This window comes from Candidatus Accumulibacter sp. ACC012, assembly GCF_907163155.1.
In the GTDB taxonomy this organism is placed as follows: domain Bacteria; phylum Pseudomonadota; class Gammaproteobacteria; order Burkholderiales; family Rhodocyclaceae; genus Accumulibacter; species Accumulibacter delftensis.
The window spans coordinates 259,444-272,257 of record NZ_CAJQUC010000014.1; the positions used below are offsets into that span (position 1 = coordinate 259,444).

Annotated in this window: 13 protein-coding genes; 4 read left to right on the top strand and 9 right to left on the bottom strand. The window is 64.1% G+C overall.

Features of this window, described 5'->3' with window-relative positions; translation table 11 throughout:
• Position 1: 1 nt before the first annotated feature.
• Genes QZ648_RS15325 through QZ648_RS15335 form a run of 3 tightly spaced genes read right to left on the bottom strand, consistent with a single transcriptional unit; the run spans position 2 to position 5,361 of the window.
• Positions 2–1,921 carry a hypothetical protein gene (locus tag QZ648_RS15325; protein ID WP_291997569.1) on the bottom strand — a complete coding sequence of 640 codons (1,920 nt, stop codon included), beginning with the start codon at positions 1,919–1,921 and terminating at the stop codon, positions 2–4.
• 15 nt (positions 1,922–1,936) lie between these two features.
• Positions 1,937–3,418: a cell wall hydrolase gene (locus tag QZ648_RS15330; RefSeq protein ID WP_291997570.1), complete on the bottom strand. Its 1,482-nt coding sequence runs from the start codon at positions 3,416–3,418 to the stop codon at positions 1,937–1,939.
• The gene (locus QZ648_RS15335; RefSeq protein WP_291997571.1) at positions 3,415–5,361 is read right to left on the bottom strand and encodes a hypothetical protein; all 1,947 of its coding nucleotides are present in this window, start codon (positions 5,359–5,361) and stop codon (positions 3,415–3,417) included. Before QZ648_RS15335 ends, QZ648_RS15330 begins: the two co-directional genes overlap by 4 nt.
• A 129-nt stretch (positions 5,362–5,490) precedes the next feature.
• Here QZ648_RS15335 and QZ648_RS15340 point away from each other — a divergent pair, with 129 nt between their 5' ends.
• Positions 5,491–5,706, top strand: coding sequence for a hypothetical protein (locus QZ648_RS15340; RefSeq protein WP_291997572.1), 216 nt, complete (start codon positions 5,491–5,493; stop codon positions 5,704–5,706).
• Between the two features lie 111 nt (positions 5,707–5,817).
• Here QZ648_RS15340 and QZ648_RS15345 read toward each other — a convergent pair whose 3' ends face one another.
• The 4 genes from QZ648_RS15345 to QZ648_RS15360 all read right to left on the bottom strand — a co-directional run bounded on the left by QZ648_RS15345 (position 5,818) and on the right by QZ648_RS15360 (position 9,607).
• Positions 5,818–6,255, bottom strand: a complete 438-nt coding sequence (locus QZ648_RS15345; RefSeq protein WP_169068104.1) for a thioesterase family protein — start codon at positions 6,253–6,255, stop codon at positions 5,818–5,820.
• A 429-nt stretch (positions 6,256–6,684) separates the two neighbouring features.
• On the bottom strand, positions 6,685–8,127 hold the full coding sequence (locus QZ648_RS15350) for a LutB/LldF family L-lactate oxidation iron-sulfur protein (protein ID WP_169068105.1): 1,443 nt from the start codon (positions 8,125–8,127) through the stop codon (positions 6,685–6,687).
• Positions 8,124–8,828: a lactate utilization protein gene (locus QZ648_RS15355; RefSeq protein ID WP_291997573.1), complete on the bottom strand. Its 705-nt coding sequence runs from the start codon at positions 8,826–8,828 to the stop codon at positions 8,124–8,126. The genes QZ648_RS15350 and QZ648_RS15355 overlap by 4 nt, the downstream gene beginning before the upstream one ends.
• Positions 8,825–9,607 (bottom strand): (Fe-S)-binding protein, encoded by a 783-nt coding sequence (locus QZ648_RS15360; RefSeq protein ID WP_291997574.1) that lies wholly within the window; start codon positions 9,605–9,607, stop codon positions 8,825–8,827. The genes QZ648_RS15355 and QZ648_RS15360 overlap by 4 nt, the downstream gene beginning before the upstream one ends.
• Before the next feature lie 416 nt (positions 9,608–10,023).
• Here QZ648_RS15360 and QZ648_RS15365 point away from each other — a divergent pair, with 416 nt between their 5' ends.
• A complete protein-coding gene (locus QZ648_RS15365) occupies positions 10,024–10,776 on the top strand; it encodes an FCD domain-containing protein (RefSeq protein ID WP_291997575.1) in 753 nt (250 codons plus the stop codon).
• Between the two features lie 182 nt (positions 10,777–10,958).
• Here the strand turns inward: QZ648_RS15365 and smpB are convergent, their stop codons facing one another.
• Positions 10,959–11,405 carry an SsrA-binding protein SmpB gene (gene smpB, locus QZ648_RS15370; protein ID WP_291997576.1) on the bottom strand — a complete coding sequence of 149 codons (447 nt, stop codon included), beginning with the start codon at positions 11,403–11,405 and terminating at the stop codon, positions 10,959–10,961.
• Between the two features lie 89 nt (positions 11,406–11,494).
• Between smpB and QZ648_RS15375 the strand changes: the two genes are divergently transcribed.
• Positions 11,495–11,938 carry a type II toxin-antitoxin system RatA family toxin gene (locus QZ648_RS15375; RefSeq protein WP_169068110.1) on the top strand — a complete coding sequence of 148 codons (444 nt, stop codon included), beginning with the start codon at positions 11,495–11,497 and terminating at the stop codon, positions 11,936–11,938.
• A complete protein-coding gene (locus tag QZ648_RS15380) occupies positions 11,931–12,245 on the top strand; it encodes an RnfH family protein (RefSeq protein ID WP_291997577.1) in 315 nt (104 codons plus the stop codon). Before QZ648_RS15375 ends, QZ648_RS15380 begins: the two co-directional genes overlap by 8 nt.
• An 86-nt stretch (positions 12,246–12,331) precedes the next feature.
• On the opposite strand, the gene QZ648_RS15385 is transcribed toward QZ648_RS15380, so the two are convergent.
• Positions 12,332–12,775, bottom strand: a complete 444-nt coding sequence (locus QZ648_RS15385) for a DUF4124 domain-containing protein (protein ID WP_291997578.1) — start codon at positions 12,773–12,775, stop codon at positions 12,332–12,334.
• Positions 12,776–12,814 lie beyond the last annotated feature (39 nt).

The following is a 12,814-nucleotide window of genomic DNA, read 5'->3' on the forward strand; positions in this document are numbered from 1 at the left end:
CTCAGAGCACCCCCCCTCTCGCCGCCGGCAGCTGCTCGTCGGCGCTTGCCGCAGCGGCATCGATGGCGACATCGCAGCCACAGCCTTCCTCCTCGTCATCGGCAGGCGCGGGCCCTGACCCGTCACCAGCCGCCGGCTGCGCCGACGGCTCGTTGTTCAGCAGTGTCGCGATGTCCTGACTGGTCAGCTCGTTCGAGCCACCACGGCGCGTCTCTATATGCCAGGCGATGATCGCTTCCCGGCTGTCGGCGTCGAGGACGCCGCTCAGCTTGCTGCTCGGCATTTTCAGCGCCCTTTGGATGTCGCGCGTCTGCTGCTCGCTGAGCGCCCGCTCCGACTCGTTCAAAACATTCTGGAAGGGGCCGCTGGCGCCGGCTGGCGCCTGGCCGCCGGCGCCGCTCGGCGGACTTGGTGCCGCTCCAGCCGTGCCGGCTTTGCCGCTGGCGTCGGCTTCATTGGGCTTGGTGCCACGCAGTTTCACGAGTTGGCCAAGGAGGTCGAACCAGAATTGCGCGCCCAGCGTACAGGCAACGGCGGTAATAAAAAAACCGAGCACCATCGCGGCAAGGTTGCCCAGCGTCGCCACCGTGTCATCGCTCCCGAACACCGGTGGCAGCCACTGCCGACCGTTCCAGCCGAGCGGAATGCCAAGCGCACAGAGTTGACCAAGCGCCGCTTTCCCCTGCGCGGACTCGTTCTGCCCCTGTGTGAGCGCTCTTGCACTACCGTCGCCCGGGCCATTGCTCTCGAGATTCTGGAGCGTGCCCAGCCCCGGGACACTCGGACACACAGCAAACCCAGGCGTGCTGTCCGCGGCCGGCGGCGCGGCCGGCGGCGCCGGCATTGCGACGTGGCGCTCGTTGGCGATCGCCAGGCCGATCCGTTTCGCCTGCGCCTGCGCCAGCTCCAGGGTCGCCAGAAATGGCTTGCTGGCGCTGACGCTGGCGCCGGCAAAGTCCTGCTGCAGTTTGACCAGGCCCGCGTCGATCGACTTCTGCGCCTCGGCGAGCAGCTCTGAATGTGGACTCGGCATGGCTTCTATGTTGCGCGCGCGCAGGACTTCCTGGCGCAGACTACTGGCCTGCATGATCAAGGCGGTTGCCCGACTACCGCTGCTGGCGTTGAGGATCTTGATCAACTGGTCGATATCGTCGTTGCTGAGCTTCTGCGCGCTGGCCAGCGCGCTCACAGCCTTCTGCTGCTGATCGCTCGCTGCCGGCGCGGCTGCCGGTACGGCCGCTGCGCGCACCGTCGCTTCGCGCTCGGCGACCGCCTGCTGGGCGGCAGCGACCGTCGCCGCGCGCAGCACCGGGTCATTCCATAAGGCGATGCTGATGACGATCGGGTTGATGTTGAGGACTACGGCCAGCGCCAGGCCGACGCCAAAAAGCAGCGCTTGCGTCTTGCGCGTGAACCAGCCGATCGAGCGATCAGTGGTAGCGACGAACCACTGGCGGACGCGCCCCTCGAAGGCCGGCCAATCGTTTTCGACGCCGGCGCACAGGCTTTGCAGCGTCTCGCCGACCGCCGCCAGCCCCGTCGCCGTGGCGGCGTTGCCGGCCGCTGGTGTGATCTTCGCCAGCAGCGCCGAGACGTAGCCCTGCGGCGTTCCCTGGCCGCGCTGCACGGGTAGTGTCGCTTCCTTGCCGAGCAATTCGAACAGTGCGCTCAGGAAAATGTCCGGTTCCAAATACGACGGTTTGCCGTCCTTGAGGTAGAGCGTGCGCACCAGCGGCAGCTGATAGAGCTTGCCAGCCAGTTGCGCGTCGTCACCGAGCATCGAGGCGACGGCGGCGAGCAGGTTGCTGCCGCGCGTCTGCTGCCAGTTGCTCACGAAACTGGCCAACACGCTGGCAATCAGGCTGGACAGTGCGAAAACGAGCACCAGGCCAATAGCTACGTCAAGGATGCGGTTGTCCATGCTGTACCCAATCCGTCAAGCGATGTCGTTGAAGAAACGATGCCGACCGATCTGCGCGCACGGCTGCTTGCCGCGCGCCCATTTCGGTGGCACCGACAGGATCTCGGAGTAGTAGTGAGTGGCGCCGCGCGTCGGGTCGTCACCGAGCCTGTCCGACGCAGCGTGCTGGCGGCCGTCCAGCCTGGCCACGGCGGCGCCGGCGATCGCCAGCGCCAGGACGAATTGCGAATCGGCCTCGTTCACGGCGAGGAGTTTCTTCAGATTGGGATCGCCGACGTTCCAGCACGAGAACTGCCACGCTTTGCGGCATACCTCGGTGATCGTCCGGCCCCACCACGATTTCTTCCGGCAACGATTGAGGACGACGTGGGCGACGGCGGCCATCGCCACGGCACCATTGCGCTGATCGCGCGCCTCGCCCCAGATCGTCCGCGCCAAGGTGTCTTCGCTGCTCTTGCTCGGCGCGTCGGCAACGCGCGGCGTCACTGCCGGCGACGCCGCCCGCACACGGACCGGATTATCGGCAGGCGCGAGCCCGTGCCGACTGCCGTCGCCGAGCCGGCAGCCGAGGCGCTCCAGTACCGGCCCGATCGGGCATCCGAGAGCGTTCCAGTCGACTTCCGAACGTGGCGCGCCAGCACAGTGCAGGCCGAGCAATTGGCCGCGCGCGTCGACCAGCGCGCTGCCGCTGTCGCCGGGCCCCGTTCCCGGCTCGTCGACCAAATACGCCAGCCCGTTTTCGAGCCAGTAATCCCGCATTCCGGGCACTTCCGGGGCATCGACCCAGCCCGACCACCAGCCGCGAAAGCGCGCGCCGAGTGGTCCCTGCTGGCACAGGATGCTCAAGGGTTGGTCGAGGAAGGAGAGATTGCCGGCGTGCGTCTGCGCCATGCCTGGATGACGCGCGATCAGTACGTCTGCTTGCGGCGCTGAAATCTCGGCGATCGCCGCGTCGATCGGCGTCTGCGGCCGCCACGCGCCGAGCACGGGCTGCCAGTCGCGCAGCCTGGCAACGACGTGGCCGTCAATCTCGATCTGGTCGTCGACGCTGGCGTCCGGGCTGCCGGCGAAGACGTGCGCGGCGCTGAGCACGAACAGGCGCGACGCATCGCGACGTCCCCGCAGGATCGCCGCCGCCGTTCCCGGCAGTCCGTTGCAAGTCGCATTGCGGGCGCTGCCCATGCTCGTGCCGACGTTTTGCTGGACGCAGCGCGGCGCACGAATCGAGCGCACCGGCCAGCGTTGGCGCCCGTCGGCCGACGACAGCTGTGTGAGCAGACAGCCTCCGGGAGCGTCGTCGGCAAAACCAAGTACCAGCGGCAACCATGGCGACGATGGCGCCAATGGCGCCAATGGCGCCGGCCGCCACAGCCACAGCAGATGCGCGGCGGCAAGTTCACTCAGCACCGGTGCCGAGCGGTAGTCGGGTCGGCACAGCAGTCGCGGGCCCTGGGCAGTGGCACCGACGATCGGCGGGCAGAATGGCGGCCAGATCATGGCTTGCCGCAGCGGCCTGCCAACAAGGCGTCGACGATTCGCGGGTCAGTGCTGTTCGTGGTGCCCGGCAAGCCGAGCTTCGCCCTGCAATCCGCGACCGCATCCTTCATCCGCCCGCCAACAAGGCAATCGTCCTCGAGCTGCCGCTGCGCGCAGACCTTGTGCAGGTCGTCCCGTGTGGCAGGAAGAGTGCGCTGGTTGTCCGCCGCGGGTGGCGGCGACCCATCCGCAGCGCCAGCCGTTTCCCCCTTTGGCCGAACACGAACCTCGCGGCGGGCAACGCCACTCCCGTCGGCGATCAGCAGCATAAAGTCGACATTCGGTGCCGTCGCCGGCATCTTCAGCGTCACCACCTGCAAGCCATTGACGCCGCTGACGCTGACCTCGGCGCCTCTGGGCGCCGTGCCGAGCACTGCCGCCCGTGGTACCCCGGAGCCGCCGCTGACGACCCAGGTGAAGGTCTCGCCGCCGCCGAGGTGGATCTCGTCGCTTTCGGGATTGAGCATCAGCAAGGCATTGCCGGCGGCGGCGTTGAAGCGGCATCGCGACAAGCCGGCGACCTGGCGCGACAACATGTCGGCCTGCTCCAGCCAGTGCTGCAGATCAACCGTGCTGGCGGCCAGTTCCTCACCGGCCTGCTGCATCGCATCGACGGCCTGCGTCGCTGCGTCGCTGGGCGCGGCCTCGACGCCACCTGCCTGCGCGGGCGCCACTCCCGGCGGCGCCGCCGGCGTCGCCGGCGCCAACAGTGTCGCGCCCGAAAAGCGGAAAGCGTTGTTGCGCAGCGCCTCGGTGACCGCGAAGATGGCGCTGAGGTCGGGTTGCGTCTTTATGACTTCGGCGGCCACCTGACTCTGGATCTCGCGCGCCTTGCCGGTCAGCTGTGCCGGCGCGAGCCTGATCCGGGCCAGCAGGTCCTCGCCGCGGCCAATCACTTCACGCACCTTCCTGGCCAGCTGCGACGCAGCATCGGACTGCTGCCGAACGAGTGCGCGACTCGCACGATCACGCGCGACGGCGCGCGCGTCGGGACCTTTCATGCATTGCCGAAACTGAGTGTCGCTCTCACTGCTGGTCCGGATGCGCAACAGCTTGGCGTCGACGGCAGCCGTGTTCGGCGCGATCGCGGTCGCCTTCCTGCCGCACTTGGCGGCTGCGGCAGCTGGCCAGCTCGCGACGCTGGCGTTGACCCTGGTAATAATCTGTTCGTAAGTGGCCAATGCGCGACGGGCGGTCGCCATCGCAGCAAGCAGCGTCGGTCGCGCGCCGCTGTTGCCGCCGCTGTCCGGGTTCGCCACGGCGGGCGCCGGTGTCGGCTGTGCCGCGTCGTGGGCCACGGCTGCAGGTTTCGCGGCGTCCGCTGCAGGTGCTGCGACCTCGCCGTCCGGACTTGCGACGGAGTGGGTCACGACCGCAGGACTCACAACCGCAGGGCTGGCGAGCGCGGCAACAGGCATCGCTGCACTCGCCGGGCGTGGGCGAACGCTTTCGATCTCGTCCCGACGGTAGAGATAGGGGCGAGCGGCCAGCGATGCGCAACCCAGGGCGTCGGCGCCGGCCACGTAGATCAACTGCCGCGGCTGCGAGGTGAAGGTCGTGCCATAGGCATAAGCCGCGGCGCCGGTCAGGCCGGCGGCGGCCAGCCAGTTCTGCGTCGAATCCGATGAGCTGGTGATACCGCGATACATCGCGACCGCCGACAGCGGGATCAGCGCCGCGCTGATCAGGTTGCTCAGCGTCGTTTCGCTGCTGACGGCGTCGAGATAGCGCATCCGCAAGCGATTGACCCGGGCGATGACCGCGGGCAGTTCGCCGTAGAACTCCTCGTCAGCCTGTCCGCCCGGCGTATGCGAAAGATCTGTCTGTTCGAGCACTAGCTCCTGAGAAATGATCACCGGGCTAATTGTCGTACAGGCGCCAAGGACGAGAAGCACCGTGGCCATCAGCAAGCGGCTAGCCGCTGCAAGTCCGGCGCATCGTCGGCCACGGTCTCGGTAAACAGCAGATCCACTCACGCTTCCCCCCTCCCGGGTGGAACAACATCAACGCGACATTCACTGGAGAGAGCGAGATTGGCCCCTTACTCCGGATTAGGCAAATCCAATTTATCTATCGAAGTCTTCCTGGATGCGAGCTATGTCGGCGCCGACAAGCGGGAAAAACTGAAGGACCGGGACGTCAACTGGGAGATTGCCATGAAGCGCGGCAAGCTCAAGTCTGTCTCTGAAAAGAGCGGGGTTGGTCAGCTGCCACGCAACTGCACACGCTGTTCGCCCTTGCCAATCTGATGATTGCGAAGCGAAAGCTACTGGCGCTCAACAGCCAAGTTGCGTCCTGGATAGGACGAAAGGCCCGGGAATGGGCCGCCTACAAGCGGTTCAGAAGTAGCCACCACGGATCTAGTGGTCTTGTGGAGCGACTTGGTAGGCATTTTCCAAGGCCTGCCTGATTGGGGCAGGAATTTCTTTTGCCTTGCGCGTTTGTGGGTCAAAGAAGACTTCTACCGTGTCGTACGTGGCATGCACTTCCTTGGTATCAACATGCAACATTCGCTCGGTAAAAGTACAACTTTTGCGGCCGATACGGGTCAGCGAACTATCTACCAAAATCAAATCCCCTGCCAGCAGCTCCTGCAAAAACTGCACCGTCGCGGAGGCGGTTACCGTATGCACTCCAAACTCCTCCTGCATTTTCTTGTGACTCCCCCAGTAGAGCGGCCAAAGATGAAAGGCGGCGTCATCGAAAAAATGGCTATACCAACGGACATTCATATGGCCGAAGTTATCGCAATACCACGGATGCACAACTCCGCGCAGGATTTCTATGGGTTCAGACATACTTCTTCTCCAGTGATTTTTCGTCTCTCAATGCGACGCCATCCATGTATGCGATGGGTCCTCTGCCGGTCGAGCACCTGCGCGGGCGATGCTGACGGCTCCACGTAGGCATGACCGTCAAGCAGCAACGGGATCCGCTCACCCTGCCGACTGCGGAGCGCCGGATCAACAATCAGCGCCACGCCGACCCACCGTCATTGCGAGGAGGCGCAGCCGACGCGGCAATCCAGAGGTTTGGCTTTTCGCGTTGTAACTGTGTCACTGTGTCAATGTGGCGGAACATAGCGAGACGATGGAACTGGATTGCCACGTCGGCTGCGCCTCCTCACAATGACGTGCGGGCTGGTCTCGCGGTTTCACGAGCCAGGCGCCGGGCGCCAAGCATGGCCGAAGTACTGCTGACGCACCTCGCCGGCGACGCTTGGCGTCTCAGCGCTTCTTCCTCTCCGCCATCAGCTCATGCAGCGTCCGCGCCGCCGGCTTCATCGGCGTGCGGCTGACCGTCCAGCCGCCCTGCATTGGCGGGGTCAGCGCACGAAAGCGAGTCGCCAGCCAGCCAAAGGCGCGATATAGCGCCGGGCGGGTGTACAGCGCAGCCCAGCCCGACCAGACGGCGTCGACCAGGCGGCTCTTGGCAGCGCCCTGACCGCGCAGCGGAGCATGTCCGGGCCGCGCATCGTGCTGCGCTTCCTCGCGCAGGCGGACCAGCAATTCGGGAATCGGGATGCGCACCGGGCAGACTTCGCCGCAGGCACCGCAGAGGCTGGAAGCGGTTGGCAGGACGTGCGTGGCATTCAGGCCGAGCATGTGCGGCGAGATGATTTCGCCGATCGGCCCCGGATAGGTGGTGCCGTAGGCGTGGCCGCCGATGCGCGTATACACCGGGCAATGGTTCATGCAGGCGCCGCAGCGGATGCACTGCAGGGTCGAGCGCAGCTGCTCGTCGCCGTAGGCCTGCGTGCGCCCGTTGTCGACCAGCACCAGGTGCATCTCGCCGGGGCCGTCCTTCTCGCCGGGCTTGCGCGGACCGCTGATCATGTTGAAGTAAGTGGTGATCGCCTGCCCGGTCGCGGAGCGCGTCAACAGGCCGAACAGTGGCGGCACGTGTTCGAGCTTCTCGACCACTTTTTCGATGCCGGTGATGGCGATATGCACTTCGGGGACGGTGGTGCACATGCGCCCGTTGCCTTCGTTCTCGACCAGGCACAGGGTGCCGGTTTCGGCGACGGCGAAGTTGACCCCGGACAGTCCGACCTCGGCGTTCATGAACTTCTCGCGCAGGACGGCGCGGCCAATGCCGATCAACTCATCGACCGATTCGGTGTAGCCGGCGCCAGGCACCTTGTCGGCAAACAGGCGGGCGATCTGCTGCTTGGTCTTGTGAATCGCCGGCATGATGATGTGCGAAGGCTTCTCGCCGTCGAGCTGGACGATGTACTCGCCCATGTCGCTCTCCAGGGCGTCGATACCGGCGGCGGCCATGGCATGGTTGAGCTCGACCTCCTCGCTGACCATCGACTTGCCCTTGACCATCAGTTTCGTCGAATGGCGCTGCGCAATGCCGACGATGATCGCGCAGGCTTCTTCGCCATCCTCGGCCCAATGCACCTGCACGCCATTGTCGGTCAGCTTGCGCTCGAGTTGTTCGAGCAGATCCGGCAGCCGCGCCAGACTGTACTTGCGGATGTGCTCGGCGAGCGAGCGCTGACGTTCGAGCGCTTCAGGATTGGGGAACTGCGCGGCGCGCTTGCTGATCAGGAAATCCATCGCGCCGCGAAAACTCTTGCGCAGATGCGCATCGGCAACGGCGACGGAAGCACGCTGCTTGAATTCGCTGGCCGGAACGAAGTTGAGCTGCTGGCTATTATTCATTGCCCTTCCTCGTCGTTGACCTCGTTGACCGCGTTGACCGCGTTGTCCAGCAACAGCACTACCAGCTCCTTCGGACCGTGCGCGCCGTAGGCGAGAGTGACCTGAATGTCGGCAGTCTTCGACGGACCGGAGACGAGCAGCGCATTGGTCGGCATGCCCTCGCTCCAGCGCTGCGCCTGCATGGCGTCGAAAAGCGTGTCGTGGAGCTGATCGGCGTCGAGCAGCGCGAAGTGGATCGGTGGCACCAGCGACATCAGGCGCGGCTCCCTGGCGTCCGGCCAGACAATCAGCGTGCCGGTTTCGGCGATCCCGCCGCGCGTCGAAGTCAGGCCGGCATCGGTGTCTTCGAAGAGTTCCTTCTTCCACTCGCCGAGCGGGCGGTCGTAAGGCTTCAGCCCGGCAATACCGGCCGCCTTCAGCGCTTCGGCGTGTGCACTCGCTTCGCCGTAGAGTAGCGAGCGCACGCCCTTGGCGGCGCAGATTTCGCGCAGCTTTTGTGGCCAGTTGTCATGCGTGACGCGCAGCACTTCACCGTGCCAGAACGCCATTTTTTCGCAGAACAGTTCGATTCTCGCCGCGCGCGTGCTGGCTGGCGTGGCCGCGCGGATGGCAGCATAGAAAGCAGGCACAGCCGGTGCCAGCGGCACTCTGCCTTGTGGCGCGGCGCGCAGGCGCTGCAGGATGTTGTCACGCGCGCTCATTGCTGTCCTCCTTCGCCACTCGTCCGCTGCCACAGGAAAGTCGCCAGGTGCTGCCCCTGAAAACCATCGCGCCGCTTCTGCAGCGTGTGGTTCAGGCTGAGCATGCAGCCGCAGTCGGCCGACAGGAAAGTCTCGGCACCGGTCTCCTTGAGCGCATCGACCTTGTCACCAGCCATCGCCGACGAGATCGCCGGGTGCTTGAGCGAGAAAGTGCCCCCGAAGCCGCAGCACTCCGATTCATGTTCGTGCATCACCACCTCGACCGCCCCCAGCTGCGCCAGCAGCGCGCGGCCGTGCTCGTGCGTGCCCATCTCGCGCCGCGCCGCGCATGAAGTGTGCAAGGCGACGCGTGCCGGCACACCCTGGTCTGCCAGATTGACTTTGGCAACATGCACCAGGAACTCGCTGAGTTCGAACACCCGCTCGGCAAGCGCAGTCGCCTCGGCCTTCAGGCGCGGATCGTCGGCAAACATCTCCGGATAATGATGGCGCATGGTGCCGGCACAGGAACCGGAAGGAACGATCACCGGCCACGCTTCCGGGAAGAGCTGCAGCTGCGCCAGGGCAACGGCGCGTGCCTGCTCGGGAAAGCCACTGCTGTGCGCCGGCTGCCCGCAGCAGGTCTGGTCGGCCGGAAAAAGGACCTCGATCCCTTCGCGCTCGAGCAAGCGAAGAGCGTCCATGCCCGCCTCCGGGCAAAACATATCAATCAGACAGGTCCCGAAAAGGTAGACCTTGGCCGGCTTGGCCGGGTAGTGGCGAGGGCCTGCTGCTTCCATGGCTGTCTCCTGTGCTCTTGTCGGCGGAAAGTGGCCAACCAAAAAGTGGTAAGACCAATTACCCAATACACTAATTGCAGCCCCTGCCTTTGTCAATCGCCTGCCGCTCACTGCAGCCAGTGCGCCCCGATTACCGGCAATTCGTAGCGCCGTAAGGTTAAACTGGCACGCCATACGCGGGGCAGGAATGGAAGCCGCAAAAATTTGTAGACTGCCGGACGAAACAGACGGGTAAGACCATTTTAACGGTCATGACACGTGGAGACACCGCAAATCATGAAAGTCATGACCGTTTCCCTCTTCCCCTGCCCCTTCTCCCGCAAGGGGAGAAGGGAGTTTCGTGAGTCGCTTGCGCGACTTTCACATTAACGGCGCAATGATTTCGGCGAACCCGCCAAGGACATCAACAGATCAGCATGAATATTGCCAAGCTCCAGCTCCCGCGCATTCCTGACGCCGTCGCCCATCAGATCGAAACGCGCATTCTCGAGGGCTCCCTCAAACCCGGCGACCGCTTGCCTGCCGAACGCGAGTTGGCAATCGAGTTGGGCGTCTCGCGCCCTTCACTGCGCGAAGCCATCAAGAAGCTCGTCTCCCGGGACCTGCTGATCAGCCGTCATGGTGGCGGCACTTTCGTCACCGACCGGCTCGCAACCAGTTTTTCGGATCCCTGGCAGCAACTCATCGAGCAACACCCCCGCCTGCAGGAGGATGTGCTCGAATTTCGCCATCTGATCGAAGGGTCGGCTGCCGAACTGGCTGCGCGACGGGCAACCGAGGGTGACCTGGAGCGTCTGGAGCAAGCCTACGTGAAACTTGACGCAGCGTACGGTGAGAACAATCGCAGTGCCCAGGTTGCGGCCGACGTCGCTTTTCACCTGACGATTGCGGAGTCGGCGCACAACGTGCTGTTCGGTCACCTGCTGGGGAGTGTTCTCCGCCTGCTACACGAGCATGTGCGGCGCAGTCTCCGTGACATCGCGGTGAGCCCGGAAACCGGGCGGCAACTGATGGCGCAACACCGGGCCATCCACGACGCGATTCGCGCACACGAGCCGGAAACTGCTCGCCTGGCGGCGCAAACGCATATCGATTTCGTCCGCCAGCGGCTCGACGAAGCCGCAGATTCGGAGCAGCGGCAACAGCGCTCCTTGCGCCACTTCAGTTGATGTGAAGTCGCGCAAGCGACTCACGAAACTCTCTTCTCCCCTCGCGGGAGAAGAGCCGGGGGAAGAGGGGCGGTCATGACTTTCATGATCCGAGGTGTATCGATTGTCATGACCGTTAATGTGAAGTCGCGGCCGGCGGCCGATGGCCAGGCGCTGCGCATGCCCGCAGCCGGCCGAGCGGCCTAGACCTTGGCGCGCATCAGCCGCGCTTTCTCGCGCACCCAGTCGCGGTCTTTGTCGGCTTCCCGCTTGTCGTACTGCTTCTTGCCTTTCGCCAGACCAATTTCAACCTTGATGCGACCGCGCTGGAAATGCAGGTCGATCGGCAGCAGCGTGTAGCCCGCGCGTTCGACCTGGCCGATCATCTTGCTGATCTGCTTGGCGTGCAGCAGCAGCTTGCGAGTACGCACTGCATCCGGTTTGATGTGCGTCGACGCCGCCATCAGCGGTGTGATGTGCATCCCGAAAAGGAAAACTTCGCCTTTGCGGACGACGACATAGGCTTCCTTGATACTCGCCCGACCGGCGCGGATCGCCTTCACTTCCCAACCTTCCAGCACCAAGCCCGCCTCGACCTTCTCTTCTATGAAGTAGTCATGAAAAGCCTTCTTGTTGGCGACAATGCTCATGGTGCCTTTTCTCGGGAAATTGGGGCGTGGGTGGGGGCGTGCGATGCTAGAATATTTGATTCTACAGGATTCACGAGGTACGGCAGAGGATGGCCATGGTCAAGAAATCGGTGCTGATCGAACGTTCATCGCAGCAGATGTTCGACCTTGTCGACCGTGTCGAGGACTATCCGAAGTTTCTACCGTGGTGCAGCCAGACGCGCTGCGAGTTTCGCGACGAGCAGAAAACGGTCGCCACGCTGCACATCAACTACCGCAACGTGACTTCGCATTTCACCACCGAGAACGACAAGGAGTCGCCACAGTGGATGAGAATCCACCTGGTGGATGGCCCGTTTCGCCGCCTTGAAGGCCTCTGGCGTTTCAAGCCCCTGGCCGACTACGCGTGCAAGATCGAGTTCCAGCTGTCCTACGAATTCTCCAGCAAGATGTTCGAAAAAGTGATCGGTCCGGTTTTCAGCCAGATCGCCAACACTTTCGTCGACGCCTTCGTAAAACGCGCCAACGAAGTGCATGGCTTGCCCAATGCCTGAACTGCTCGCCATCGAGGTGATCTACGCCTTGCCAGACAAGCAGCAGCTGGTCAGCCTGCAGCTTGCCGCGGGCAGCACCGTGCGCGAGGCGATCGAGGCGTCCGGACTGCTGCCAAAGCACCCGGAAATCGACCTCGCAAAAAACAAGATCGGCATTTTCGGCAAACTCACCAAGCCCGATGCAGAACTACGCGATCAGGACCGCGTCGAGATCTACCGCCCGCTGATTGCCGATCCGAAAGAAGTGCGCAAGCAACGTGCCGCCGAAGGCAAGGTCATGAAAAAAGGCGCCGGCGAAGGCGAGTAGGCGAGAAAGCAGGATTCGCGCAGCGCGTTTGCCAGCACTTCCGCAGCGTCCATAGCACACTTCACCCTCCAACCTCCACGCTTCTCTCAGTGGCAACTGGCCTGCACGTCCTGGCGTAGCTTGGCGATCGCCTGCGTGCGCTGCGCCTCGTCGAGGTAGTAGCGCTCGCCCTTGCTGTCACGCATTGCCACGCGTTCGCCAGACTCCAGAAGCTGCAGCGAGCGACGCGCGCTCGCGCAGTTTTCCTTTTTCTGCTCCGCCAGGCGCTGCTCCTTGTCGGCCTGCTCGGCGCCTTCCTGCGATTCCTTCTGACGCTTGCGAAACGCCATCTCGCGGTCAGCCAGGGTCTGGTCGCTGGCCTCGCTCGCTGGTGGGGAATCGGCTTCGATTTTCCGCGCGCCCGTGACGCTCCCGGGAGGCGGTCGGTCGGAAATTACCGTCGTGTTGTTTTCGTCCTGCCATTGATAAATCTGCGCCTGCGCAGCGAAGGCGGCAAGTAGCATGGCGGCAGCAGGAGCAATGCGCTTCATGGGCGTTCAGCGGTAAGGGAGCACGCTGTATAATACGTT